Source organism: Streptomyces sp. NBC_01214, assembly GCF_026340975.1.
Taxonomy (GTDB): domain Bacteria; phylum Actinomycetota; class Actinomycetes; order Streptomycetales; family Streptomycetaceae; genus Streptomyces.
Genome location: NZ_JAPEOS010000001.1, coordinates 2,645,257 through 2,670,317 on the forward strand (window position 1 = coordinate 2,645,257; position 25,061 = coordinate 2,670,317).

A 25,061-nucleotide genomic window follows, 5' to 3' on the forward strand; every position below is an offset into this window, starting at 1 on the left:
CGGGCGCGGTCACGCGTCGACCGTCTTCAGTTCGTAGCGGAGCTCCGCGACCAGGCTCTTTCCGGTGACGGTCAGCTCGGCCGCCTCCGAGAGCCGGTCCAGGGCCCGGTGGATCCGGTCCGAGCCGCCCGGCTCGGGCGTCGCCGTGGCCCGCCGGTACGCCTCCACCGCCACCCGCTCGTGCACGTCCGCCAGCAGCCGGGACACCGGTACCGGCCGCTCCCGCCACGGCGAGCGGTGCTGCCACTGACCGTCCAGCGCGTACAGGTCGGTCACCTCGGTCAGCGCCCGCAGCCTGGTCCGCCGCCGCCCGGTCAGCAGCGCCAGCGCGGTCTCCCGCACCCCGGCCGCGTACGGCACCCCGAGCGCCCCCGGCCCGTGCCGCCCGGCCTCGCCCCAGCCGCCCGACCGCGGGCCGCCCGCGAGCGGGGTCAGCGTGGTCAGCCCGGTGGCCGCCGCCCGGGCGAACTCCGGCAGCGCCTTGTGCAGCAGCGCCCACGCCCGGTCCAGCCTGCCCCGCCACTCCTCGGCCTCCCCGGCGCCGAGGCGGAGCCTGGGCGGGCGGGGGAAGCAGTTGCGGTACGGGTCGAGGTCCTCCAGGGCCACCGGGGCCGCGTCCGGCCCGGGCGACCAGGTGCGCACGGGCTGCCAGCGGGCGTCCCCCGCCGTGGGTCCGAAGCGGTGCTCGGCACGGCCGTCCCGTACGGCGTACCCCTCGGCGGTGACGTGCAGCGCGGCCCGGCCCTCCGTGCCGGGTTCCCCGAGCCGCAACAGTCCCAGCGTCGGCAGGTACACCTCGCCGTCCCGGTAGGCCACCTCGGCCGGCAGGTCCAGCCCGCCGCGGAGCACGGCCGCGGCGGCCAGCGCGGTCAGCCTGCGCGCCGCCTCCGGGGCGTCCTGCCGGCCGTCGCGGGCGGCGTCCAGGGCCGCCAGCACCCAGGTCCGGGTGAAGGGGTGGTCCAGTACGGCGTCCAGCGCGTCCGTGCCCGCTTCCCCGGCCCGCTCCACGGCGGTCAGCAGCTCCCAGGCGTGCGCCCAGCCGGGGTCGGCGGCGAGGTCCGCGTGCAGCCGGGCCAGCAGGATCCGGGTCAGTTCCTCCTGGGACCGGGCGAGTTCGGCCGGGTCGGTGAGCTGCGGCGCGGTCTCCCGCGGTGCGGTGCGGCCCTCGACCCCGTCCACGAGCTCGCGCAGGTCGGTGCAGTAGACGGAGGGGTTGTCGAAGCCGTTCCGGTCGCGGTAGCGGTGGGTGTAGAGCCCGCCCCCGCACGAACGTACGACGGGGCACCGGCGGCACGAGTCGCTGACGCCCGCGAGGCCCAGCTGTCGGGCGCGGACCCCGGGATGGGCCGCGACCTGGTCAAACGCGTGGTCGAAGACGTTGAAGCCGGTGGCCGCGGCCCCCTCGAAGGCGCTCTTGAGCGAGTCCACCTGCTCCAGGGTCCCGTCGGTCTCGACGACGACGAGGTCGGTGGGTGCCAGACCGAGCGACTCGGTGAGGCTGGGGCCGCCGCGCAGGGTGGAGAGCAGGGACTCGAAGAGCCGTACGGGTACCGGGCGTCCCAGCCGGTCCCAGTGGTCGAAGACCCGCAGCAGCCAGCGCGCGTAGGCGTCGGGGGCGCCGTCGGGCCGGGCCGGGGGCGTCTCCCAGGTGGCGTGGGGGAGGAGGAAGTCGACCCGTGGGGGCTCCAGTTCGACCAGCGCGTCCAGTACGGCGACGGGGTCGTTGGCCACGTCCACGGTGCAGAGCAGACCTTGGTAGAGGTGGCGGTACGGCTCGGAGCGCAGCAGTGCCACGGCGGCCAGGACCAGCGGGTGGCTCGTGCGGCCGTCGGCGAAGCGGCGGTGGCGGTCGTTGGCGGCGCGGTCCCCGTCGAGGGAGATGCCGACCCGGACGCCGTATTCGTCGAAGAGGCCGAGGTAACGGGTACTGAGTTGGAGCCCGTTGGTGTGGATCCGCAGGTCGAGGGCGGCGATCCCGCTGAGTGCTCGGGTGAACTCCTCGCACACGAGGCGGAGTCGGGCCGGGCCCGCCAACAGGGGTTCCCCTCCATGGAGAATCACCGTGACGGAGGGGAGTGCATGGTCACGGGCATGTTCGGCGAGCCTGGACGCGGTATGCGAAATAACCTCGGGGGAGATCACTTTCGGCCGGGCCCGCCAGCTCTGATCTGCGTGTTCGTAGACGTAGCAATGATCACATGCAAGATCGCATCTGCTGTGAACTTTTAGGACGATCTCGCGAAATGCGATCAGGCCGGTCATTCCACCAGTCTAGGGCGCAGAGTTCGGGTCAGAGCGCGGAGTTGAAGATCGGTGCCTGAACCGGACGAGCAGATTCGGCCGGCAGTACACGACCGAGCGTCGTCGCCGCGGACGCGGTGTGGACGTCGATCTTGCCGAGCGGGACCCGGTGGGCCTTGACCGAGCTGGTCGCGGGGGATGCTGAAGTGTTCACGGCACCGTCCTTGGGGAAGCCATGTGGAATGGACATGTGAATGACAACGGCCACATGCTGCTGTCAAGCAGGGACTTTACTAGGACAGTCCCCCTTGGCAACACGAGACATGACGCCTGGTCAAGACTTCCATGCAATGCCCGGCGGATTTCTCAAGAGGGCGGATTCGGCCGTTTGCCGCAAGGAAAGATCCTTTTCATGGGTGCGGGTCTCGGCGGCGGCCCCGTCCGGACCGGGCTTACTCCGGCGGCACCGCGCTGACCTGGAGTGATGCGAGGGCGTGTCCCGTCGGCCGGGGGGCGGGCTCGGCCGACGCGGAACCACCCCCGCCGAACAGCAGGAAGAGCGCGGTGATCGTTGCAGCAGCGGCGCCGATCGCGCCGACGACGTCCCCCTTGGACGCGACCCCGGCGGCGGCCCTGGTGTGCTTGTAGACGGCGTAGCCGACGAGGAGCCCGACGGCGAGGATGAGCAGGCCGACGTCGTCGATGTGCAGGGTCATGAGACAGCCTCCACGACTCGTGGGGCCCACCCGTCGAGTGGTGGGTAGGCCCTTCCGGTCGTGGACTTTACTAGGACAGTCACCCTTGGTAACGCGGCACTTATTGAGGTCCATTGGGGCCCGGTCGGAGCGGATGCCGGTCAACGACCGCTACGCGGGCTGCTGTTCGCTCAGATCCGGTGTCGGGAGGTCGCGCAGCAGCCAGTTCAGTACGTCGGGCAGCGCGCGCAGGGAGGCGAAGTGCGCGGCGGCGGGAACGATGTTGGTCGTGGCTCCGGGGATCCGGCGGGCCAGCCAGCGGGAGTGACCCACGGGGGAGAACACGTCGAGCTCGCCGTGCCAGATCAGTACCGGACAGCGGATGTCGGCCGGATCGAAGCCCCAGGGGCGGCTGAAGGCGAGGACGTCGTCGATCCATCCGTACGCCGAATGGCGCAGCCCCTCACGGTAGTTCCGCAGGAGCATCGACCGCAGGCCGGCGTCCGAGACGATCATGCGGTCGTTGTCGGTCAGCTCCCGGCGCAGTTCGTCCAGTAGCCGGCCGGGGTCCTTGCGGATGCCGTCGGCGCGCGGGATCAGCCGGGCCGCCAGCTCCTCGGGGTCGGCGGTGGCGGTGGTGTACTCCCGCACGTTCGACGCGGCCATCCCGGCGAACCAGTCCAGGTCCTCCGCGTCCCGGGGGGCGAGGCCGACCATCCCCGCGGTCCGGGTGACCCGGTCCGGGAGGAGGGCGGCGCAGGCCAGTGCGCCGGCGGCGCCGCCGGAGCGGCCGGCGACCGCGAAGGTGTCCAGGCCGAGGGCATCGGCGATGGCGGCCACGTCCTGGGCCACGTCGGCGACGGTGCGGCCCACATGGCGGTCGGAGCCGCCGTAGCCGGGTCTGTCGTAGGCGATGAGCTGCATGCGGCGCTGGTAGAGGACCATGCCCCGGGGGGCCGGGCCGAGGCGGCTGCCGGGCATGCCGTGCAGCAGAAAGACGGGTTTGCCGTCGGGATCGCCCCAGCGCTCCACGGTCAGAGCGCGCCCGTCCGCTGTGCGCACCTGATTGCGCACGCGCTCCCTCCTTCACGGTCGGTGTGAGTCGTCACCGCGATTGTGCGCGCTGGGGGAGGAGTGCGGTAGGGCGCACTTACAGCGGAATTCTTGTGAATGCCTTCACGAGCCCGAGAAATCCTTTGTTCCTCTTGCATATGCCCTGGTCAAGGGGGCGTACTGCGGGAGTGAACGGGCGTGAACAGGCGCGAACGGATGCCCCGTCGCTACGAAAGGCCTTTTTGGTGCAGCGGCTTCCGCTTTTGGTCGCCCAATTGACGGAAAAGGGGGAGTTCCCGACCCGCCGGCGCGAGGGGCGCCGACCAGGCCTCCGTCTCAGGTGCGGGGCACGAGCAGGGCCGCTGCCGAGCGGGCCTGCTCCAGGGCGCGGGTGCGGTCCGCGCCGCGCTGCCCCAGGACGACCCGGGTGCTCAGGCCGTCCAGCAGGGCGAGCAGCTCCGAGGCTCGCGCGGGCACGTCCATGGGTGCGAAGCGGCCCTGGTCCACGCCCTTGGTCAGCAGGGCCTCCAGGTCCTGCTGCCAGCTCTCGTCGATCTCCTCCTGGGCGGCCTTCAGCGGCTGGTTGGAGGCGGTGCGGGCCCACAGCTCGATCCACAGCGTCCAGCGCGGGTCGCGGGGGCCCTCGGGGAGGTAGAGCTCCAGGAACTGGTCCAGCTTGCGCGCCGCCGGCACCCTGCGGCCCAGCAGTGCCCGGCGCTCCCCGGTGAGCTGCTCCTCGCTCCAGCGCAGGGCCTCCAGGAGGAGCCGGTCCTTGCTGCCGAAGTAGTACAGGATGTGGCCGCCGCTGGTGCCGAGGCGTTCGGCCAGCGCGGACATGGTGAGCGCGGCCAGTCCGTCCTCGGCGATGGCCGCCATGGCCTCTTCCAGCATCCGCTCCTGGGCGACCTGCCCGTCGCGCCGCCGTGCTGCTCCCGCCACCGCTCCCGCCCTCCGGATCTTCCTGGTCCGACCCTATCCCGGACAGGGTCTTGACGAGGTCGAGGTCCACCCCTCATCTTGAATGCCATTCAAGAAATTAGAACGCCATTCAAGATCGCTCAAGGTCAGGGGTCCGCATGGGACAGCAGGAGACAGTCGACGTCGACGAGGTGTTCCGGGTCGAAACGCACGGGATCGACCCGATTCCGGACGCCGAACGCCACGGCAGCGCCAAGGACCTCTTCTGGCTCTGGTTCGGCTCCAACCTCACCTTCACCTACGTGATCAACGGCGCCCTCGCCGTCGCCTTCGGACTCTCCTTCTGGCAGGCCACCGCCGTGGTCGTGATCGGCGGACTCTCCTTCTTCGCCATCAGCGCCGCCGGACTCAGCGGCATCCGCACCGGCACCGCGACCCTGGTCATCTCCCGCGCCACCTTCGGGGTGCGCGGCAACTTCCCGGCCGGCGTCCTCAACTGGGTGGTGAGCATCGGCTACACCATCGTCAACACCGTGGTGGGCACCCTCGCGCTGGAAGTCTTCTTCGCCGAGATCGGCTGGCAGGGCGCCGCCGCCGGCCGCGCCGTCGCCCTCCTGGTCACCCTCGCGCTGACCTTCGCCGTCGCCATGTGGGGCCACGCCACCGTGCAGTTCGCCGAACGCTGGATGGCCTACGTCCTCGCCGCCGGCTTCGGCGTCCTGCTCCTCTTCGTCCTGCCCGGCACCGACACCGCAGCCCCGGCCGCCGCTCCCGGCCTCTCCGGCTGGAGCCTCGCCTTCGTGGTCATGCTCGCCGGACCCTTCTCGTACCTGCCCATGCCCGCCGACTACACCCGCTACCTGCCCCGGACCACCTCGCTGAAGTCCATCACCTGGACGGGCGCCCTCGGCGGCTTCCTCTCCTCGGTGGCCCTCGGCGTCGCGGGCGTCGCCGCCGCCACCCAGACCGACATGACCGACGCGGTCGCCGGAGCCGAGAGCCTGCTGCCCGGCTGGTTCCAGCCGCTGTTCCTGGCCCTCGTACTCGGCGGCTCGGTCACCAACTCGATCATCACGCTCTACTCCTCCAGCCTGAACCTCCAGGTCCTCGGCATCCCGTGGAGCCGCGCCCGGGCCATCGTCATCAGTGCAGCCGTCACCGCCGCCGGCTCGCTCGCCGCGCTCTTCCTCACCGACTTCACCACCTCCCTCCTGTCCTTCCTCTCCCTGCTGATCATCGTGTTCGCCCCCTGGGGCGGAGTCTTCCTCACCGACATGCTGCTGCGCCGCTGCCACTACGACGCCGACGCGCTGCACGCCGGCAGCGCGGGCGCCTACTGGTACCGCTCCGGCTACCACCCCGCCGGCATCGCCGCCCTGCTCACCGGAATGACCTTCGCCGCCCTGACCTGCGACTCCGAGCTGTGGACCGGGCCGCTGGTCGCCCCGCTCGGCGGCGCCGACCTCACCCTGCTCGGCTCGGTCGTCTCCGGACTCACCTACTGGGCCCTCACCCGCCGCCGGGTCGCGGCGTACGCCCCGGCCGCCTGAACGACACCGCACACGCAAGGGAGCACCCCCACATGGCACGCCACTCCTTCCCCGCCGACCTGCTGCTCACCGGAGCCCGGATCCACACCGTCGACCCCGACCTGCCCGAGGCCGAGGCCCTCGCCGTCCACGACGGACACATCGTCTGGGTCGGCCCGGACGCGGGAGCCGCCGCCTGGGCCGGTCCGGACACCCGGCGGATCGACGCCGGCGGCAAGCTCGTCCTGCCCGGCTTCATCGACGCCCACAACCACGTCCGGCTCGGCTCCGACGCGGACTGCGTCCAGCTCGCCGGGGTGCGCACCCTCGAAGGCATCCACGAGCGGATCCTGGCCTGGCGGCGGGCCAACCCGGACGCCGGCTGGATCGAGGCCGAGGCCTTCGACTACTCCGCCATCCCCGGCGGGCGGATGCCGTGCGCCGCCGACCTGGACCCGGTCACCGGCGACACCCCGGCGATCGTGCTCTCGTACGACGTGCACACGGCCTGGCTGAACACGGCGGCCATGCGGCGGCTCGGGGTCTCCCGGGACCGCACCGACCTCCCCTTCGGCACGGCGGCGGTGGACCCGGAGACCGGCGAACCCACCGGATTCGTGAAGGACTTCGCCATCAAGGGGCTCTCCCGCGACGGCCACCGGGCCCTGCGCGAACTGGGCGTGCCGTGGGCCTCGACGGACCGGCAGTACGGGCGGCTCGCCAAGAGCCTCGACGACGCCATCGGCTTCGGCATCACCACGGTGGTCGAGCCGCAGAACTCCCTCGACGACCTCGAACTCTTCGAACGGGCCCGTTCCGAAGGACGGTTGCGCTCACGGATCGTCGCGGCGCTGTTCCACCCGCGCGGTACCGGCGACGCCGATCTGGACGAATTCGCCGACGCGGCCCGGCGGTTCGCCGGCGACCGGCTGCGGGTCGGCCCGCTCAAGCTGTACATCGACGACGTGGTGGAACCGCGTACGGCCGCCCTGTTGGAGCCGTACACCGGATGCGGCGCGCACCGGGGCGAGACCTTCTACCCGGCGGAGGAGTTCGCGCAGCTGCTGGCGAAGCTGGACGCCCGCGGCTTCCAGTGCTTCGTGCACGCGACCGGCGACCGGGGCATCCGGACCGTCCTGGACGCGGTGGAGCACGCGCGGACCCTGAACGGCCCGCGCGACGCCCGCCACCAGGTGGTCCACGTGGAGTGCCTGGACCCGGCGGACGTACCGCGCTTCGCGGAGCTCGGCGTGATCGCGTGCATGCAGCCGAGGCACTGCGCGCCGGAGATCGCGGGCCCCGGCCAGGACTGGGCGGAGAACGTGGGCGAGGACCGCTGGCACAAGGCCTGGCCGATGCGGAGCCTGCACGAGGCGGGGGCGGTGCTGGCCTTCTCCAGCGACTGGAACGTGGCGGAGATGGACCCGATGGTCGGCATCTACACGGCGGTGACGCGCCGCCCGCTGTCCGGCGGCGGACCGGCCTGGCAGCCGGCGGAGACGGTGGACGCGGCGACGGCCGTGTACGGCTACACCATGGGCTCGGCCCACGCCAACTTCCTGGAGCAGGAACGAGGTTCCCTCACGGTGGGCAAGGTCGCGGACTTCGTGGTCCTGTCCCGGGACATCCTCACCGTCCCGGCGGACGAGATCCCGGGCACGGTCGCCGAGACGGTCGTGGTGGCGGGCGAGGTGGTGCACCAGGTGGCCTGATCCCCTACTCCCTTCCCGCTGAACGTCCTTTAGCGTGAAGCCACTTGGGGCATTCGCCCTGAGAGGTGTGGGGGAGATGGACGTACTCGTCGACATGGTGGCCCTGGCGCTCGTCGCGCTGGCGGCAGGCACCCTGATGCGCAGGACGGTCGCCCGCCGGGCGCAGGCCCGGACGGCCGTCGCCGCGGGCGCCGTCGCCGTCGCCGTCCCCTGCCAGGCGCGCTGGCGGCAGGGGGCCCGGCGGCGGTTCTTCGGCTACGGAAAGCTGCGGACCGGCGCGGACGGCACGGGTGCGGTCTTCGCGGCCCCCCTGCGCCGGGCGGTCGTGCTGCCCGTGGGTGGCCGGGCGGTCGTCCGCGAGAGCTGGCGGCCCGGCATGCGGGTGCTGGAGTACCGGGCTCCGGACGGGCGGCGGATCGACTTCCAGGTCTACGACGCCGAAGCGGCCCGCACGGCCCGCCTGCTGGGGGTGCCGGACCCGGCGGACCTCGGCTAGCGCTTGGGCCAGTACCAGAGGGGCTCGTCCAGGGGGCCCTCGCGGCCCGCGACCTCCGTCCGGCCGAACTCCTTGACCAGGGTGATCGTCCGCAGGTCCACCCGGTGCCGGCGGCTCCCGGCCGCCAGGGCCTCGGCGAGGGGGTCCGCGTGGGTGACCACCACCGTCTGGGTGTCCCGGCTCACCGTGAGGATCAGGTCCGCGAGCGGGGCCAGCAGGTCCGGGTGGAGGCTGGTCTCCGGCTCGTTGAGGACCATCAGGGCGGGCGGCCGCGGGGTCAGCAGGGCCGCCGTCCAGAGCAGGTAGCGCAGGGTGCCGTCGGAGAGTTCGGCCGCGCCCAGCGGGCGCAGCAGACCGTGCTGGTGGAGCTCCAGCTCGAAGCGGCCGTCGCGGTCGGTGACGGAGACCCGGCTGCCGGGGAAGGCCGCGGAGACCGCCTCGTCCAGTGCCGCGTGGTCGCCGATCTCGCGGATGGTCTGGAGCGCGGCGGGCAGGTCGGAGCCGTCGGCGGCGAGCACCGGCGTACGGGTGCCGATCCGCGAGGTCCGGGCGGGCGCCCCGGCGTCGGTGCGGACGTGGTCGTAGAACCGCCAGGAACGGATCAGCTCGCGCAGGGCGAGGAGGTCGGGGGCCAGCTGGGGGTCGGCGAGCTCGCTGAGCATGGAGTCGTACGGGCGCAGGGCGTTCTGCGTGCGGTGCCAGCCGCCGTCCGCGGTGCGGGTCCGTACGGCCGGCCCCGCGCGGTCGGACAGCAGGGACGCCGGGCGCAGCACCGGCCCGGCCCAGGTGCACTCGCGCTTGATCTCCGGGTCCAGGGCGAAGAGGGAGCCCGCCACCGGTACGGGGTGCCCGAAGTCCACCGCGTAGCCGAATTCGTCGCCCGAGAAGCCCAGGCGCAGGCTGACCGGCTCGCTGCGGACCGTGCCCTGGAGCGGCTGCTGCCCTTCGCGCACGGCGCGGGCGAGCTTCTCCGGCCCGGCCCACAGGGTGGAGGGCAGCCCGCCCTCCCGGGCCAGGGCCGCGATCGCCCCGCCCCGGGCGGAATCGGCGAGCAGGCGCAGCGAGCGGTAGAGGCTGGACTTGCCGGTTCCGTTCGCACCCGTCACGACGGTGAGCCGTCCCAGCGGGACGACCAGTTTGCGCAGCGAGCGGTAGTTCTCGACGGCGAGCGTGGTGATCATGCGACGACCGTAACCGGCGGCTCGGCGGAGCGTTCCCTCGGCCGCGGTCCTGCATCTTCAGCCCCGCCGGCGTTTGAGGCGCGGGTCCGGGCGGAGCACGGTGGGGGTCCGGCCGCGCCGTATACCGCCGAGCAGCCCCACCATCGAGCCCCGCCGGCGATTGAGGCGCGGGCCTGGGCGGAGCCCGGTACGGATCCGGGCGGGCCGTACACCGCCGAGCAGCCCGCAGGGTAAATCGCACGGGTATTCGATTTGCTCTATGGTGGAGAGCGGGGGAGGTGTTCATTCGAGCGAAGCAGGAGGCCGCGGGTGCCTGGTTTTACGCATCTGCACACCGTTTCGGGGTTCTCCATGCGCTACGGAGGCGCACACCCGCAGCGGCTGGCAGAGCGCGCCGCCGAGCGGGGCATGGACGCCCTCGCCCTGACCGACCGCGACACCCTCGCGGGCGCGGTCCGGTTCGCGAAGGCGTGTGCGCAGGCGGGCGTCCGGCCGTTGTTCGGAGTGGACATGGCGGTCCCGCCCGCGACGGGCCCGGCCGGGTCGGGGGGCCCGACCGGGCCCGGCGAGGCCTCGTACCGGCGGCGCACCCCCGTCAAGGGCGGGGCCTTCGTGGACGAGTCCGCCGCGCGCGCCGTCTTCCTGGCCCGGGACGGGGCCGCCGGTTGGGCCGAGCTGTGCCGGATGGTCACCGCCGCCCACGCGGGGGCCGTCGAGGTCCCGCTGGTGCCCTGGGAGGCCCTGCGCGGGGAGGGCGTCTTCGTCCTGCTCGGGCCCGGCTCCGAGGTGGGGCGGGCCCTCGCCGCGGGCCGCCCCGACCGGGCCGCCCGGCTGCTCGCACCCTGGCGGGAGATCTACGGCGACTCCCTGCGCCTGGAGGCCGTCCACCACGGCCGCACCGGCACCGGGCCCGGCTCGCTCCGGCTGGCCGCCCGTACCGTCGGCTTCGCCGCCGAGCACGGCGTCCCGGCCGTGCTGACCAACGCCGTCCGCTACGCCGACCCCGGCCAGGGCCCGGTCGCCGACATCCTCGACGCGGCCCGCCGGCTGGTCCCCATCGACCCCCGCAACCCCGCGTACCCGCTCGACAGCGGCGAGCGCTGGCTCAAGGGTCCCGCCGCCATGGCCGAGGCCGCCGACCGGATCGCGCAGGCGGCCGGCCTGCGCCCCGCCGACGCCAGGCGCCTGCTCGCGGAGACCCGGCGTACCGCAGAGGCCTGCTCCGTGGACCCCGAGGACGACCTCGGCATGGGGTCCGTGCACTTCCCCGAGGCCCGGCTCGTCGGCGCGGCCCACCGCAGCGCCCAGCGGGTCCTCACCTCCCGGGCCTCGGCGGGCATGGTGCTGCGCGGCTACGCGGGCGACCGCGCCTACTGGGAGCGGATGCACCAGGAGCTCGACATCATCGCCTACCACGGCTTCGCCTCGTACTTCCTGACGGTCGCTCAAGTCGTGCGCGACGTGAAGGAGATGGGGATCCGGGTGGCCGCCCGCGGCTCCGGCGCGGGTTCCCTCGTCAACCACCTGCTCGGGATCGCGCACGCCGACCCCGTCGCCCACGGCCTGCTGATGGAGCGCTTCCTCTCCAAGCGGCGGCGCGTCCTGCCCGACATCGACATCGACGTGGAGTCCGCCCGCCGGCTGGAGGTCTACCGGCGGATCATGGAGCGGTTCGGTACCGAGCGCGTCGCCACCGTCTCCATGCCCGAGACCTACCGGGTCCGGCACGCCATCCGCGACGTCGGCGCCGCCCTGTCCATGGACCCCGCCGTCACCGACCGGCTCGCCAAGGCCTTCCCGCACATCAGGGCCCGCGACGCCCGTGCCGCGCTGGAGGAGCTCCCCGAACTGCGTGACGTACGGGGGGAGTCGTACGGGCGGCTGTGGGAGCTCGTCGAATCGCTGGACGCGCTGCCGCGCGGGATCGCCATGCACCCGTGCGGGGTGCTGCTCTCCGACGACTCGCTGCTCGCCCGTACGCCGGTGGTGCCCACCAGCGGCGAAGGCTTCCCCATGTCCCAGTTCGACAAGGACGACGTGGAGGAGCTCGGACTGCTCAAGCTGGACGTGCTGGGCGTGCGGATGCAGTCCGCGATGGCCCATGCGGTCGCGGAGATCCGGCGCGGCACGGGGCGGGAGCTCGACCTGGACGACCCGGCGCAGGTGCCGCCGGGCGACCGGGCCACGTACGAGCTGATCCGCTCGGCCGAGACCCTGGGCTGCTTCCAGATCGAATCGCCGGGCCAGCGGGACCTGGTGGGACGGCTACAGCCGGCCACCTTCCACGACCTGGTCGTCGACATCTCGCTGTTCCGGCCGGGGCCGGTGGCCGCCGACATGGTGCGGCCCTTCATCGAGGCCCGGCACGGGCGGGCCCCGGTCCGCTTCCCGCACCCGGACCTGGCCGACGCACTGCGCGAGACGTACGGAGTGGTGGTCTTCCACGAGCAGATCATCGAGATCGTGCACGTCATGACCGGTTGCGGGCGGGACGAGGCGGACCGGGTGCGGCGCGGGCTGTCCGACCCGCAGTCGCAGCCGCGGATCAAGGTCTGGTTCGCGGCGAAGGCGGCCGAGCGCGGCTATCCGGTGGAGGTGATCGGCCGGACCTGGGAGATCGTGGAGGCCTTCGGGTCGTACGGCTTCTGCAAGGCGCACGCGGTGGCCTTCGCGGTGCCCACGTACCAGTCGGCCTGGCTGAAGGCGCACCACCCGGCGGCCTTCTACGCCGGGCTGCTCACCCACGACCCGGGGATGTACCCGAAACGGCTGTTGCTGGCGGACGCGCGGCGGCGGGGCGTGCCGGTGCTGCCGCTGGACGTGAACCGGTCGGCCGCCGCCCATCGCATCGAACTGGTGTCCGATGACGGAGGGGTGTGGGGACTGCGGCTCGGGCTGTCGGACGTCCACGGCATCAGCGGGGCCGAGGCGGACCGGATCGAGGCGGGGCAGCCGTACGCCTCCCTGCGCGACTTCTGGGACCGGGCGCACCCGGGCCGCCCGGTCGCCGAACGGCTCGCACAGGTCGGGGCGTTGGACGCCTTCGGCGCCAACCGGCGGGACCTGCTGCTGCACGTGTCCGAACTGCACGGCGCACAGCGGGCCGCAGGCGTGCGCGGTCCTCAACTCCCCCTGGGGGGCGGCAGGTCCACGGCCTCCGTCGGACTGCCCGACCTGACCGAGGCGGAACGGCTCAGCGCCGAGCTGGGCGTCCTCGGCATGGACGCCTCGCGGCACCTGATGGGGGACCACCACGCCTTCCTGGCGGAACTGGGCGTGGTCCCGGCGCGTCGGCTGCGGGACACCGAGCACGGACAGACCGTGCTGGTCGCAGGGGCCAAGGCGGCCACCCAGACCCCGCCGATCCGCTCCGGGAAGCGGGTCATCTTCACGACGCTGGACGACGGGACGGGCCTGGTCGACCTGGCCTTCTTCGACGACAGCCACGAACGCTGCGCGCACACCGTCTTCCACTCCTTCCTGCTGCTGGTGCGCGGTGTCGTGCAGCGGCGGGGCCCGCAGAGCCTGAGCGTGGTCGGGGCGGCGGCGTGGAACCTGGCGGAGCTGGTGGAGCTGCGGGCGGCGGGCGGCCTGGACGCGGTCGCGGCCCGCCTCGCCCAACCGGCGGCCGGGCCGCCCGCCCCGGGCGCCGACGGGGAGCCGACGGCGAAGGGCCCGAAGGGCCCGCAGGCTCCCGGCCGCAAGATCCGCATGTCCACGGGGTACGAGATGAACCCCTGGGCCGACCTCCAGCCGCCGGGCACCGGCCCCGCGACCGGCCGCAAGCTGTGGCACTCCAGCCCGGGGAGCGCGGGATGACCGCCGGGCCGGCCGGGACCGCCGGGCCCGCCGCCGAGCGGGTCGTGATGTGCCTGCGCCCGTACCCCGCCGACGGGAGCCCGCTCGGGGCGCAGGAGTACGCCGGGGTGCTCGCGCTGCTCGGCGGCATCACACCGGCCGTGCAGGCCCTGGCGCCCGACACCGTCCTCGCCGAAGTGCGGGGCGCCCTGCGGTACTTCGACTGCGACGCCACCCGGCTGGCCGCCGTGATCCGGGTCCGGGCCCTCGCCCTGTACGGCGTGGACGCCGCCGTCGGCGTGGCCGGCAACCCCATGCTGGCCCGGGCGGCGGCCCGCGAGGCCCGGCCCGGGGAGACCCTGGTGATCCCCGGGGAGCCCGCCGCCGTACGGGACTTCCTGGCGGGCAAGCCCGTCACCGCCCTCGACGGGGTCGGGCCGAAGGTCGCCCGCACCCTGTGTTCCTACGGCCTCGATTCCGTCGGCCGGGTCGCCGCCGCCCCGCCCGCCGCCCTGCGGCGGATCCTCGGCGCCCGGCTCGGCCGCGAGGTGCACGAGCGCGCCCTCGGGATCGACCGGACCCCCGTCCGGCCGGGCGCTGCCGCCCGCGCCGTCGCCGCCGAGCGGCTCTTCGATCTGGACGAGCTGGATCCCGTACGGCACCGGCGGGCGCTGCTCTCGCTGACGGAGGAGCTCGGCGCGAAGCTTCGTACACAGGAACGGGGTCGGGGGCAGGTCTGCCGCACCCTCTCGCTCACCGTCCGCTGTGCCGACCGCACCACGCTCACCCGCACGCGCACCCTGGCCGAGCCCACCGCGCACTCGGCCGCCCTGACCGCCACGGCCTACGCCCTCTACGCGGGCCTCGGCCTCCAGCGGGCCCGGGTCCGCGCGCTGTCCCTGCGCGCCGAGGACCTGACCTCGGCCGAACGGGCCACGCGGCAGCTCAGCCTCGATCCCGAGGACGAGAAGGCCCGCCGCCTGGAGGCCGTCACGGACCGGGTCCGCGCGCGCTTCGGGCCGCACGCGATCGCCCGCGGCACGCTGGCGGCCTGACGGTCCGCCCGGCGCCGTACCGGCAGTCGCCCGGGCGACGCGCGAGTTTTTACTGACGCGTAACTTCCCTGTATTGCTACTCGCCCGTAATTTAGCGGCAGCAGCTCCCCCTTGTGATCCGGATCACGGGACGAACCCCCACGCTCATCCCCCCTGAGTCGACCCGCGAGGAGATCACCCGATGCTGCCCTGGAGACGTCTGCTCCGCCCGCTCGCCGTCCTCGTCCTCACCGCCGCCGCACTCGTCGCCCCCACCGGCGCAGCGCAGGCCGCGGCCGCCCCCAGCAGCGGCTGGAACAACTGGTCGTGCAAGCCGTCCGCCGCGCACCCGCGCCCCGTCGTGCTCGTGCACGGCACCTTCGGCAACTCCTGGGACAACTGGCTCGGCCTCGCCCCGTACCTCGTGCACCGCGGGTACTGCGTCTACTCGCTCGACTACGGTCAGCTGCCCGGCGTGCCCCTCTTCAACGGGCTCGGCCCCATCGACAAGTCCGCCGGCCAGCTCGACGTCTTCGTCGACCGGGTCCTCGCCGCCACCGGCTCCGCCAAGACCGACATCATCGGGCACTCGCAGGGCGGCATGATGCCGCGCTACTACCTGAAGTTCCTCGGCGGCGCGCAGAAGGTCAACGCGCTGGTCGGGCTCGCCCCCGACAACCACGGCACCACCCTGCTCGGATTCACCAAGCTCCTGCCCTACTTCCCCGGGGCCGAGGACCTGATCAGCACCGCGACCCCGGGCCTCGCCGACCAGATCGCCGGATCCGCCTTCCTGCAGAAGCTGAACGCGGGCGGGGACACCGTGCCCGGGGTGAAGTACACGGTGATCGCGACCAAGTACGACGAGGTGGTGACGCCGTACCGGAGCGGCTTCCTGGAGGGGGCGAACGTACGCAACGTCGTGCTCCAGGACCTGTGCTTCCTGGACCTCTCGGAGCACGTCGCCATCGGCCTCACCGACCGGATCGCCTGGCACGAGGCGGTCAACGCCCTCGACCCGGCCAACGCCGAACGGACCACCTGCGCCTCCGTCTTCGACTGACGGGGCGCAGGCGGTCGGCACGGACGGGACCTAGCGGCCGTGGCGGCCCGTCGTCGTACGCGCGGTGCGGCGGCGGGCGGCTGCGAACAGCGCGGCCGCGCCGACGGCCAGGGCGGCGGCCCCGGCGATCGCGATCGTCGGGGTGGCGCTGTTGCCGCCCGTCTCCGCGAGGTTGTCCTTGGCCGGGGCCGGCGAGGGGGAGCCGGCCGCGATCGGGACGGCGGCGGAATCCTTCGTGCCGTTCGTCTTCGGGTCGTTGTCGCCGTGGCCGTTGTGCTCCACCGTGGACTTGCCGGCGCCGTCGGAGATCTGCTGGTCGGTCGGGGCCGAGGGCTTGTCCGCCGGCTTGTCGGACGGCTTGTCGCCGGGCTTGCCGCTCGGCTTGGCACCCGTACCCGTACCCGTGCCGGTGCCGGTGCCGGTGGTCGGAGCGGTACCGGAGCCGCCGCCGTTGCCGTTCCCGCCGTTCCCGCCGCCCGTGCCCCCGTTGTCCTTGCCGAAGACCACGTCCGAGCAGGTGTAGAAGGCCTCCGGGCTGTCGGAGCGCTGCCAGATGCTGTAGATCAAGTGGCGGCCCGACTTGTTCGGGACGGTCCCGGAGAAGACGTAGTCGCCGTTCTGCATGCCCGGGTCGGTGACCTTCGCGAACGGTGCCGGCTCCAGGTCGGACCAGGCCAGGGGCTTGGTCGGGTCGTAGCCGTCCTTCGTCACGTACAGCTCGAAGGAGCCCTTGTGCGGGGCCGTGCCCTTGTAGCGGAAGGTGTGCGCCCCGGCGGCCATCGGGCTGGCCGGCCAGTCGGCACGGGCCAGGTCCAGCCCCCGGTACTTGTCGTTGCCGGCCGAGCAGAGCTGGCCGTTCGGGATCAGCGACCGGTGGTTGCCGGCAGCGTTGGCGATGTTCACCGCGTTCCAGTCGTAGAACGGCTGCGTCCCGGCGGCCGCGACCGCCGCCTTGCACGCCGCCGACTTCGCAGACTCCGGTCCCTCGGCGTAGCACGCGGCCACCCGGCTGACCGGGTCCGTCATCGAGCCGTGGGCGACCGCGGGAGCCGCCGCGTACGCGGCCAGCGCGAGCGGGGCCAGGCCGGCGGAGGCGATACGCGTCAGCGTGACGGCGGTGCGGCGGCGGCGTGCGGGCATGGGTGATCTCCTTCGGGCACAAGGCAGGGGCGTGCCGGCGGAATCGGGCTCCGCGGTGCGCCGCCCCCCGGCGGCGCGACAACGGGCCCTTCCTGTCCTGGCCCGGCCAAGCTAGCCGCCCCGACCACGCCTTTTGCCCCCTCGAGCCCGCCGCAGCGGATCCTTAGGGCCCCCTTAAGCCAGGGACAAGCACCCCCTCAGGAACGAGCATCGCGGAACCCTCACACCCCAAGGTTCCTGGCTCCCCACCGTCCATGACAGTCCAGGCAGATCCGGCGTGTGTCGCCCCCGGTGGCTCCCCGACTGGCTCCCCGCGTGCCACCTGTGACGTTCGGGCGGCGGGGCGCTTCCACTGCATGCACTCCCCACAGGTTTGCAGGGCGGGGGATGGCGCCCCGTTGCCCCAGTCTGCCGCCGGACGACCCAGCTCGATCGCGGAGTCAAACAATCGTTGACAGTCTTGGCAGCGTGCGCCTAGAGCTCTGGGGCCGTCACCTGCAAGCCCCTCGACAATCGCCCCGCATGGGTACAGGATAATTTTTTCTGGATTCGGGCCCTGGAATTCAGAGCAGGCATTCTTGATGCATCGACACTCGAACCTGTTCCGATGGAAGGGGATATGCAGTGCGCAGCAAATTCAAGCTGGGCGTAAAGAGCCCAGAGCGGGCCGCAAAGGTGAGAACCGTCACGCAGGTCGGAATCCTCTTAGTGTGTTCTCGCTTCATGCCGCCAGATCAAATGGCGGCGACCGCAGGGGCGCTTCTCCTGTTCCGTCAGATGTTCGACGCAAAGGTGGGGGAAGTTAGGAACTCTCCTCCTGTTCCGCAACCTCTTCAGGAAGGAGTGAGTCAAGGGCCAGGACTCGAAATGCCACACCCAAGTTCTGCATGTGGTCTTCATGTCTGTCTTGGGCGTCAATCTCGTACCCGAAACGTTCGCGGCGTCGACGGTTCATGTGGACTTGCTCCGCCGGGCCGCCACCCCCAACGAGCCGAATAAATCGCTGCTCGGCAGACTGTCTGCTACGCATCGCCATGGCATCGGCTATCTCGCGGAAGGTGATTCCGCGGCGTCGCGCCTCCCGGAGCAGACGCTCCTCTGATGCTTCTGCAAGCACCTTCAGCTCGGTGACGAGAGTCAAGCCGTCGAGAATGTCTTGTCGGCTTCGACGCACACCGCGCGCCGGGTATGCCATGGTGGCAAGAAATGCCGCCACGTCAATTATGAAGTGGCGTGCCACCTCGAATGACTTGGCGTGCCGCTTAGATAAGCGCTCACACGCGCGTACGGCCTTGTGGGGCAGCCATGTGTATCTTTCTGGTATCGCGCGATCGTTGCTGGGCATGGCGATGACTTTAATCGAAGCCGGGTAGGTGTGTACCGATTTCAGCCCAAAAGATGATCCCTGTCAGATAGGGAACGGCGAGCACCGCGCTCCTCGCTGTCATCCCGTCTGCCGTCGACCCCGCAGGAGCGAAGAGGCCAGGCTTCTGGGGCGCGCCTTGATGAGGTGGGGGATCTTTCGCCGGCGGGCTCGGGCGGTCTCGAACCGCCCGAGCTTCTCATCGTGAGTCCATAGTCTGGAGGGTCTGGTCTGGCAGCAGGCTGCCCAACCAAGTTTCTCAGTAGCGCCGTTAGAGTCACTCCCGTCCCCCTGAAGGGATCAGAAGCTGATGACCGTTGCACCGCACACGCCGTCCCTGTGCGCCAGGTGCGGGACGAAGTTGAGTCGAGGCAACACCGACACTGTGTGCAGCCCCTGCCGCCGCACTGCCGGTCCCGCAGCCTTGGGCATCCCCTTGCGCGCCGTATCGGCCGACGCCGAGCCCCACTGGCTCGCTGGTCACACCGAGCGGAGTGCCCCTCCTGACGGATCGAACCTGGCCGACGTACTCAAGGCGTACCGGGCCCTCCACAAGCTCAAGCAACAGGATCTCGCCGACCTGCTTGGCTACGACCAGTCGTACGTATCCTTACTCGAACGCGGCAAGCGCAACATTCGGGACATGGTCGAACTTCGCAGGCTTGCCCACGCTTTGGCCTTGCCCGAAGAAGAGCTCGGCTTGTTGCCGCCGGCCGAGGCCGTCGTGACCGTCGGATCCTCTGCTGGCGAAATGGGCGAGCGGAGTCCACTTGCAGCCGTGGACGACCAGCGGCGCTGGCGCATGACGCGCCGCGAGCTCAATCGCCACCGGGCCGACCTCACGAAGGCCGCAGCCCGCCTGTACCCGGACGCGTCCCGAGCGGGGAACAGTCCAGTGCTCACCCGTGCGTCATGGATGTGGCCCGAGCCTGTTGACTTCGAGGACATCGAGCTAGCTTGGCTGACGCAGACCAACCCGCCGGAAGTCAGCGGCCGGGAGAAGGAGGCGGAGGGGGTTCGGCCGCTCGCGCCGCACGGTGCCAAGTTCGATCGCTATACGCAAGCCATCCGGATGATCGACCGACCTTCCCTCTTCGTGAACCGGCCGAGCTTCCGCCTGCTCGATGTCGCGCAGACGGAAGGCCGCCCCAAGCTGTCGTTCGGGTACACGACGTACTTCGACATGGCCGACGTCTGTGAGGGGGTGGCTCACGAGCTGGCGAGTGCGTGGTTGAAGACTGGCAGTGACCCCGCATGGATCGGTGACCCGAGTTGGGCGGAACTTCCGTTCCGATCACTGGTCGGGGACCCGTTCGACCTCGCGCACCGGCCGTTGCTGCCATCCATCGACACCCTGACCATTCGTCTCGGTCCCGATGGCGCGTCGTTCCCGCTTCACCACCGGTCCGCAAGCAACGTTGCCCTTGCCGGCGGGACGTACCACGTCATGCCGGCCGGCGTGTTCCAACCGTCCTCGGTCATGCCCTGGGACCAGTCGAATGACTTCAACCTCTGGCGCAACGTACTGCGCGAGTACGCCGAGGAGTTCCTCGGGGACCCCGAGGCGGACGGGAGTAGTGGCGAGCCGATCGACTACGACGGGACTGAGCCGTTCCGAACGCTGAATCAAGCCCGCCGCGAGGGGAAGGTGCGCCCGTACTGCTTCGGGATCGGTCTGGACCCGCTCACATTGGCGGGCGAGATCCTCAGCGTCGTGGTCATCGACGCCGACGTGTACGACACCGTCTTCTCCGGCATGGTGTCCAGGAACTCGGAAGGCGCCGTCGTAGCAGGTAGTCCTGGCAGCAGTAGCGCCGGAATTGAGTTCACCGAGTCCAACGTCCGGCGCTTGCTGGACAATGAACCTTTGGCGTCCGCTGCTGCCGCGTGCCTCGACCTGGCGTGGCAGCACCGCGGACTCATCCTGGGCTGAGAGGCAGATCAGTGCGCGTACTTGTGACCGGCGCCTACGGATTCGTGGGCAACGCGGTTGTACGACGGCTCGTCGAAGCAGGCCACGACACCGTAGTCCTCACGCATCGGCCGGCCGATGTCCCCCTGCCAGAGCTGCCGATATCCGAGGTCTTCCGTGGTGATATCCGCGATCCGAACGCTCTGACTGCGGCTCTCGATGGCGTCCAGGGCGTGTGCCACCTCGCGGCTCTCACCCGCGTTCGCGAGTCTTTCGAGCGTTCGGAGGAGTACCAGGCGGTCAACGCCGGCGGCACGGTGACGCTGCTCGACGCGCTTGCCTCTGCCCGCGCTGGCTCGAAGGTCCCGACAGTCGTCCTCGGCTCCACAGCAGCGATCTACGGGGCACCCGAGCGGCAGCCTATCGGTGAGGACATCGTGCCCGCTCCGGGCAATCCCTACGGCACGTCGAAGCTGGCCGCCGACAGGGCGCTTCAGGCGCGGGCAGAGAGGGGCGAAATCGAGGCTGTGAGTCTGCGGTGCTTCAACATCTCGGGCTCGGTTAACGGAGTGGGGGATGCGGATGAGAGCCGCATCATCCCGAAGGCCGTGGCGGTGGCAGCCGGCCGCCATCCGCACCTTGAAATGAACGGCGACGGTGAGGCTGTCCGGGACTTCGTGCACGTCGACGACCTGGCGCGCGCGTACGTGATGGCCCTGGAGGCACCCGCCTCTGCTCCCTTCCGGGCCTACAACGTGGGTGCGACCCCGGCGAGCATGCGCGAAATCGTGGCTACGGTCGAACGGGTATCGGGTCGGGAAGTTTTTGTTGTGCACCGCCCGCCGCAGCCCGAGCCGCCGCGGCTGGTGGCGGACATCTCCAGGATAACGACTGATCTGGGATGGAAGCCGGAGTGCTCCAGCCTGGAGCGGCAGGTCACCGATGCCTGGTCGGTCGTCTCCGGCAGCAGTCGCTAAGACTTGGCCAAGCGGTCCTTGACGCTTTCCGGCAGGTCGGCGAACGCCTCCCGCCAGCGCGCAAGGGCCGCTTCGCTGTGCGCCGAAGCGGTTTCGGTCTGGCTCAGCACATCGCGTAGGGCTGCTTCGAGCTCCGTGCCTGCCTTCAGTAGCGGCAGAGCCCAGTCCGCCACCCCGCGCGAGTGGTCTGCGAGGCGGGGCGGGAATTGCGCGAAGACCCCCTTGCCCTGGTGGCCGACCACGTATCCCTCCGCGCGCAGCAGGGACACCGCGTTCTTCACCACAGTGCTTGAGGCCCCAGAACTGTCGATCAGCTCCTGCGTCGACGGCAGCGCGACGCCGTCAGGGATCTTGCCGCTGCGAATACGTTCCCGCAGGTCATCAGCCAGCTGAAGGTATGCCGGCTGCCCTCGGAACTCGGTCATCGGGGTCTTCCTTCAGTCGGGGGTGTTGTACCTAGTACACCAGTCTCTTCGCATCCATTCCCTGCGGGGAGGGGCGAGCCACTTGCCGACATGGTGCACTAGGTGCACTATGTTGTTCCGTAGGGCAGCGAGCAGGCGGCAGCCCTTATATGACAAGCCGTCATTCGATTCCGGAGCACCGCACGGACAGGCTTGTCGCAGGACGGGGCGCCCCGGCAACGGTGGCGCAGTCACGAACGAACCACTCATGAGGGGCCTTCTTTGGGCTGCTCTGAGCTGCACAAATGCACCGCACATAACTCCACAGCGTGATCCACCGCAGCAAGACGGCCGTGACCGCACCGGCCGATGCGAGTGGAGACCAGCCGACTGAGAACGGGCCCGCGTCACAACCGGTCCCTACGCCCCGAAGGGGTGGCACGCCATCGGCTCTAAAGATCCGCACGGCCAGACATTTGGCTGCCACGACCTCCGGGGAATCGGACCGCCCCCGGATCGAGCGGCGCCGTGCGAAGCCAAGTCCGACCCACACCAACGACCACGGCCGTCGACGCCCGACCCTGCGCGCCGGGCGTCGGCGGCCGTGGCTGTTCGTGGATTTGAGCAGCCGCTGCAAGACGTGCGGCCCCGGTGCTGGAACACCGGGGCCGCTTCGAGCCGTCCACCTGCTAGGGAGAACACGACTCATGAAGCACATCGTCGCACTTCACGACGCTGATACCCCGTGGTCTGACGGTTTGGAGCCGTCGGACGCGGAGCTGGATGCGATCGAGCGGGAGATGCCGCTGATCCTGGCGGAGGTCGACCTCCTCGACGCGCTGATCTCGTTGCTGGACCGGCCGGCGTCCGAGTTCGACGCCCGTCGGATCCGCAGGGCCTGCAACCGGGTCCTTGCGGCCCGTACGTCGCTCACCAACCAGGCCGCCGCGTCGATGCCGGGCGGTGCCGCATGACCCACAGCGCCCGCATCTCCAAGACCTGCCGCGGCGAGTGGGAGATCTACATCGTCACCGACAGCCCCTTGCCGGGAGACTGGCCGGAGTTCAGCTTCGACCGTGTCTCGTCGGTCCCCACTCTCGGCGAGCGCACGGCGGCCCTGGCTGTCCTCGGCTACGAGGTGGTGGACGGCGCGAGGTGGGAGTGGCTTGAGCTGGGCGACGACGAGACCGGCCCGGTTCGCTTTCTCGGCATGCTCGATGTCCGCCGTGTCCGTTCGGGGGATGACCGGTGACGGCGCGGCCGCCGCTGGAGCAGATCGCAGCACTTCAGGAGATGCTGTCGAAACTGACACGGGTCCTGGTGGCTGTCGCTGTGGTGGCGCTGGTCTTCACCGCGTCGAACGTGACGATGTTCGCCATCGACCACCACGTCTCCCCGTGGATCGCCTGGCTCCTCGACCCCATGGTCGCCGTCGCGCTCGGCACGGTCTTGATTTTCGACGGCCGCCTCTCTGAGTACGGCCTTTACCCGTCGGGGTGGGCGTCCGTGCTCCGCTGGTTCGCGGGGCTCGGCACCTGGGTGATGAACTGCTGGACATCGTTGTGGCCCGTCGGTTCTTCCTTCGGGATCCCCCGTGAGGTGGACCCGGCCGGGCTTGTCCTCCACTCGATCCCCCCGGTCCTCCTGATCGTCCTCGCCGAGGCCATCAGCCACTACCGGCACCAGATCCTCGTGAAAGTCACCGAACTACGGGCCCTGGTGGACACGGTGGTGGACGGGGTGGACACCACCCCCGTCCCGACCTGCTCCACCCCGGCCACCGGCACAGCCCCGGTGAACGCCCAGACGGAGCCCGTCCTGGCGCCCCAGTCCCGGGTGTCGCTGGTCATCTGTGGTGACCGGCAAATGTTCCACCCGGCCTTCCCTCTCACGTCCACCCGGGTTCCCCGGGCGGAGCTGGAGCCTGCACGGTTGTCGGCCGAAGAGGCCGCGAACGTGATCCGTGCGTGCTGGGTGCAGGGCAAGAACCTCCCCGAGGCGGCCCGGCTTTCCACCCGTTCCACCTCCTACGTCCACAAGCTCTATCAACGCCTCAACGACGACCGCCAAGCCAGCGACGCACTCACCGTCGGGGCCGGCGCATGAGCACCCTGCCCGTCTATCGGTGGCGCCTGGCCCCTGAGGGTCTGGCCACCCGCCGGCAGCTCCGCGCCGCCGGCCTTAGGCCCGGCGGCCAGGACGTCGCCGCCCAGCTGGAGCGCCCCCGCCGCCGACGCGGCCCGCTGATCGCCTACCTCTACCGGACCGACCTCGCCAAACCGGTCCGGCCGATGACCCCCAACCGGTGGACGGCCCTGGCCAAGGCAGATGCCGCCCGCCGCCGGTGCCCGGTCTGCCTCGATCACCTCCCGTACGTGATCCCGACCTCGCTCGGCATGTGCGTGGCCTGCCACGACTTCCCTGAACAGCGCGCCACCCGAACCCTCTCTGCTGCCTGAAGGAGTTCTGCTGTGTCTCGCCGCATGCGGCCGTCGGCCGCCCCGACCCTACGGATCCCGCGTCAGCGCAGGGGTCAGCCGGTCATCGTCGTCCTGAGCTCCGAGCTGGAGCCGTCCCTCACCGCCCGCGCCGCCGCCGCGTCCGGCCGCTGGCTGTGGAAGCACCGCCGCACCTGGGCCCCCACCGGCCTCTCCCTAGTTCTGCTGGCCGTGACGGGGCTGGCGCACCTGATCGAGCCCCGCACCGCGTGGGTCCTGGCTCCGCTCGCCCTCACCCCGGTCGGTGTGTGGGCGTGGACTGCCCGCCGTCGCCCTGCCACCTCCCGCACCGTCAGGACGTGGCGGGCCCTGCTCGCTGCCGCGGTGACGGCGGGGGTGGGCTGGGTGCCGGTGGCGATCTGGTTCGGTCCGGTCCGCCCGGCCGTGGCCCTGGTCTGGGCCCTCCTGACGCTTACCGCCCAGGTTGTTTGGCTCATCGCCCGCCGCTTGACCACCACCGCTGAGGAGACTCGTTGATGGCCACCAATCGCCAGGGCACGAACCGGGCCGCCGCCGGCATCCCGCGACCCCGGACCGGACCCCGAGCGGGCGCGAACGGCTCCCAGACCAAGGTGAACAGCAAGACGTTCTCCCCGGGTTTCAACATCACCGTCAACAGTGGTGGCCGCGGTAACGGTGGTGGGGGCGGGGGCTTTGTCGCCACCAACGGTTCCGGCGGGGGCGGGGGCGGGCGGCAGCTGTTGCCGGCGCCGGAGTTCACCTCTCCGGCGCAGGTCCGCCAGTACTGCAACAGCGTCCGCGCCGCCGGTGTCGCCCTCTCCATCGAGGTCGCTATGGGCGCCGAGATCCTCAAGGCCACGTTGGTGCAGGTCCCCGACCCGAACGGCCGGATCGGCGGCTCGCGGATCCGGGCGGCGAAGGTCGCTCGGAAGATGCGACGCGCCGCCGACGCCTTGCGGGATGCGGCGAAGAACGCTGCCGCGACCTACGCCTTGTTCCAGCAGGAGTACGAGGAAGAGATCAACCGCGTCCGCCACCGTGCCCGCCCGTCGCAGCCGCGCATGGACTGGGGCCAGCTCTAACGAG

At 71.2% G+C, this 25,061-nt stretch carries 23 protein-coding genes; 14 read left to right on the forward strand and 9 right to left on the reverse strand.

Annotated elements, in window-relative coordinates:
• Positions 1 to 9: 9 nt before the first annotated feature.
• The 5 genes from fxsB to OG594_RS12680 all read right to left on the reverse strand — a co-directional run bounded on the left by fxsB (position 10) and on the right by OG594_RS12680 (position 4,928).
• On the reverse strand, positions 10 to 2,262 hold the full coding sequence (fxsB, locus tag OG594_RS12660) for a radical SAM/SPASM protein FxsB, inactivated metallohydrolase extension form (protein ID WP_266598211.1): 2,253 nt from the start codon (positions 2,260 to 2,262) through the stop codon (positions 10 to 12).
• A gap of 28 nt (positions 2,263 to 2,290) precedes the next feature.
• Positions 2,291 to 2,455, reverse strand: a complete 165-nt coding sequence (fxsA, locus tag OG594_RS12665; protein ID WP_094744751.1) for an FxSxx-COOH cyclophane-containing RiPP peptide — start codon at positions 2,453 to 2,455, stop codon at positions 2,291 to 2,293.
• 238 nt (positions 2,456 to 2,693) lie between these two features.
• Positions 2,694 to 2,957, reverse strand: coding sequence for a hypothetical protein (locus OG594_RS12670; RefSeq protein WP_266598213.1), 264 nt, complete (start codon positions 2,955 to 2,957; stop codon positions 2,694 to 2,696).
• Between the two features lie 150 nt (positions 2,958 to 3,107).
• Entirely contained in the window at positions 3,108 to 4,010 is a 903-nt protein-coding gene (locus OG594_RS12675) for an alpha/beta fold hydrolase (RefSeq protein WP_266598215.1), read from the reverse strand.
• Positions 4,011 to 4,325: 315 nt separating this feature from the next.
• Positions 4,326 to 4,928, reverse strand: coding sequence for a TetR/AcrR family transcriptional regulator (locus tag OG594_RS12680; RefSeq protein WP_266598217.1), 603 nt, complete (start codon positions 4,926 to 4,928; stop codon positions 4,326 to 4,328).
• 137 nt (positions 4,929 to 5,065) lie between these two features.
• Here OG594_RS12680 and OG594_RS12685 point away from each other — a divergent pair, with 137 nt between their 5' ends.
• From OG594_RS12685 to OG594_RS12695, 3 genes are all read left to right on the forward strand, one after another.
• Positions 5,066 to 6,457 (forward strand): cytosine permease, encoded by a 1,392-nt coding sequence (locus OG594_RS12685; RefSeq protein WP_266598219.1) that lies wholly within the window; start codon positions 5,066 to 5,068, stop codon positions 6,455 to 6,457.
• A gap of 32 nt (positions 6,458 to 6,489) precedes the next feature.
• Positions 6,490 to 8,148, forward strand: a complete 1,659-nt coding sequence (locus tag OG594_RS12690; protein WP_266598221.1) for an amidohydrolase — start codon at positions 6,490 to 6,492, stop codon at positions 8,146 to 8,148.
• 76 nt (positions 8,149 to 8,224) lie between these two features.
• Positions 8,225 to 8,644 (forward strand): hypothetical protein, encoded by a 420-nt coding sequence (locus OG594_RS12695; protein ID WP_266598223.1) that lies wholly within the window; start codon positions 8,225 to 8,227, stop codon positions 8,642 to 8,644.
• On the opposite strand, the gene OG594_RS12700 is transcribed toward OG594_RS12695, so the two are convergent.
• The gene (locus OG594_RS12700) at positions 8,641 to 9,825 is read right to left on the reverse strand and encodes an AAA family ATPase (RefSeq protein ID WP_266598225.1); all 1,185 of its coding nucleotides are present in this window, start codon (positions 9,823 to 9,825) and stop codon (positions 8,641 to 8,643) included. The genes OG594_RS12695 and OG594_RS12700 overlap by 4 nt on opposite strands.
• A gap of 309 nt (positions 9,826 to 10,134) precedes the next feature.
• Between OG594_RS12700 and OG594_RS12705 the strand changes: the two genes are divergently transcribed.
• From OG594_RS12705 to OG594_RS12715, 3 genes are all read left to right on the forward strand, one after another.
• Complete coding sequence (locus OG594_RS12705; protein ID WP_266598227.1) at positions 10,135 to 13,644, forward strand: DNA polymerase III subunit alpha; 3,510 nt, start codon at positions 10,135 to 10,137, stop codon at positions 13,642 to 13,644.
• Between the two features lie 47 nt (positions 13,645 to 13,691).
• Positions 13,692 to 14,678 carry a hypothetical protein gene (locus OG594_RS12710; RefSeq protein WP_266602869.1) on the forward strand — a complete coding sequence of 329 codons (987 nt, stop codon included), beginning with the start codon at positions 13,692 to 13,694 and terminating at the stop codon, positions 14,676 to 14,678.
• Positions 14,679 to 14,859: 181 nt separating this feature from the next.
• The gene (locus OG594_RS12715; RefSeq protein WP_266598229.1) at positions 14,860 to 15,720 is read left to right on the forward strand and encodes a triacylglycerol lipase; all 861 of its coding nucleotides are present in this window, start codon (positions 14,860 to 14,862) and stop codon (positions 15,718 to 15,720) included.
• Between the two features lie 30 nt (positions 15,721 to 15,750).
• Here OG594_RS12715 and OG594_RS12720 read toward each other — a convergent pair whose 3' ends face one another.
• Positions 15,751 to 16,860 carry a lytic polysaccharide monooxygenase gene (locus OG594_RS12720; RefSeq protein ID WP_266598231.1) on the reverse strand — a complete coding sequence of 370 codons (1,110 nt, stop codon included), beginning with the start codon at positions 16,858 to 16,860 and terminating at the stop codon, positions 15,751 to 15,753.
• A gap of 802 nt (positions 16,861 to 17,662) precedes the next feature.
• Entirely contained in the window at positions 17,663 to 18,205 is a 543-nt protein-coding gene (locus OG594_RS12725) for a hypothetical protein (RefSeq protein ID WP_266598233.1), read from the reverse strand.
• 442 nt (positions 18,206 to 18,647) lie between these two features.
• Here OG594_RS12725 and OG594_RS12730 point away from each other — a divergent pair, with 442 nt between their 5' ends.
• Together OG594_RS12730 and OG594_RS12735 are read left to right on the forward strand one after the other, a co-directional pair.
• A complete protein-coding gene (locus tag OG594_RS12730) occupies positions 18,648 to 20,156 on the forward strand; it encodes a helix-turn-helix transcriptional regulator (RefSeq protein WP_266598235.1) in 1,509 nt (502 codons plus the stop codon).
• An 11-nt stretch (positions 20,157 to 20,167) separates the two neighbouring features.
• Positions 20,168 to 21,112 (forward strand): NAD-dependent epimerase/dehydratase family protein, encoded by a 945-nt coding sequence (locus OG594_RS12735; RefSeq protein WP_266598237.1) that lies wholly within the window; start codon positions 20,168 to 20,170, stop codon positions 21,110 to 21,112.
• On the opposite strand, the gene OG594_RS12740 is transcribed toward OG594_RS12735, so the two are convergent.
• The gene (locus OG594_RS12740; RefSeq protein ID WP_266598239.1) at positions 21,109 to 21,537 is read right to left on the reverse strand and encodes a GntR family transcriptional regulator; all 429 of its coding nucleotides are present in this window, start codon (positions 21,535 to 21,537) and stop codon (positions 21,109 to 21,111) included. The genes OG594_RS12735 and OG594_RS12740 overlap by 4 nt on opposite strands.
• A 686-nt stretch (positions 21,538 to 22,223) precedes the next feature.
• On the opposite strand from OG594_RS12740, the gene OG594_RS12745 reads away from it, so the two are divergent.
• From OG594_RS12745 to traA, 6 genes are read left to right on the forward strand one after another with little or no spacing between them, the layout of a single operon-like run.
• The gene (locus OG594_RS12745; protein WP_266598241.1) at positions 22,224 to 22,490 is read left to right on the forward strand and encodes a DUF6284 family protein; all 267 of its coding nucleotides are present in this window, start codon (positions 22,224 to 22,226) and stop codon (positions 22,488 to 22,490) included.
• On the forward strand, positions 22,487 to 22,768 hold the full coding sequence (locus OG594_RS12750) for a DUF6303 family protein (RefSeq protein WP_266598242.1): 282 nt from the start codon (positions 22,487 to 22,489) through the stop codon (positions 22,766 to 22,768). The genes OG594_RS12745 and OG594_RS12750 overlap by 4 nt, the downstream gene beginning before the upstream one ends.
• A complete protein-coding gene (locus tag OG594_RS12755; protein WP_266598243.1) occupies positions 22,765 to 23,622 on the forward strand; it encodes a hypothetical protein in 858 nt (285 codons plus the stop codon). The genes OG594_RS12750 and OG594_RS12755 overlap by 4 nt, the downstream gene beginning before the upstream one ends.
• Positions 23,619 to 23,975: an RRQRL motif-containing zinc-binding protein gene (locus tag OG594_RS12760; protein WP_266598244.1), complete on the forward strand. Its 357-nt coding sequence runs from the start codon at positions 23,619 to 23,621 to the stop codon at positions 23,973 to 23,975. The genes OG594_RS12755 and OG594_RS12760 overlap by 4 nt, the downstream gene beginning before the upstream one ends.
• A 12-nt stretch (positions 23,976 to 23,987) precedes the next feature.
• The gene (locus tag OG594_RS12765; protein ID WP_266598245.1) at positions 23,988 to 24,491 is read left to right on the forward strand and encodes a hypothetical protein; all 504 of its coding nucleotides are present in this window, start codon (positions 23,988 to 23,990) and stop codon (positions 24,489 to 24,491) included.
• Positions 24,491 to 25,057, forward strand: a complete 567-nt coding sequence (gene traA / locus OG594_RS12770; protein ID WP_266598246.1) for a plasmid transfer protein TraA — start codon at positions 24,491 to 24,493, stop codon at positions 25,055 to 25,057. Before OG594_RS12765 ends, traA begins: the two co-directional genes overlap by 1 nt.
• The last annotated feature ends 4 nt before the right edge of the window (positions 25,058 to 25,061 follow it).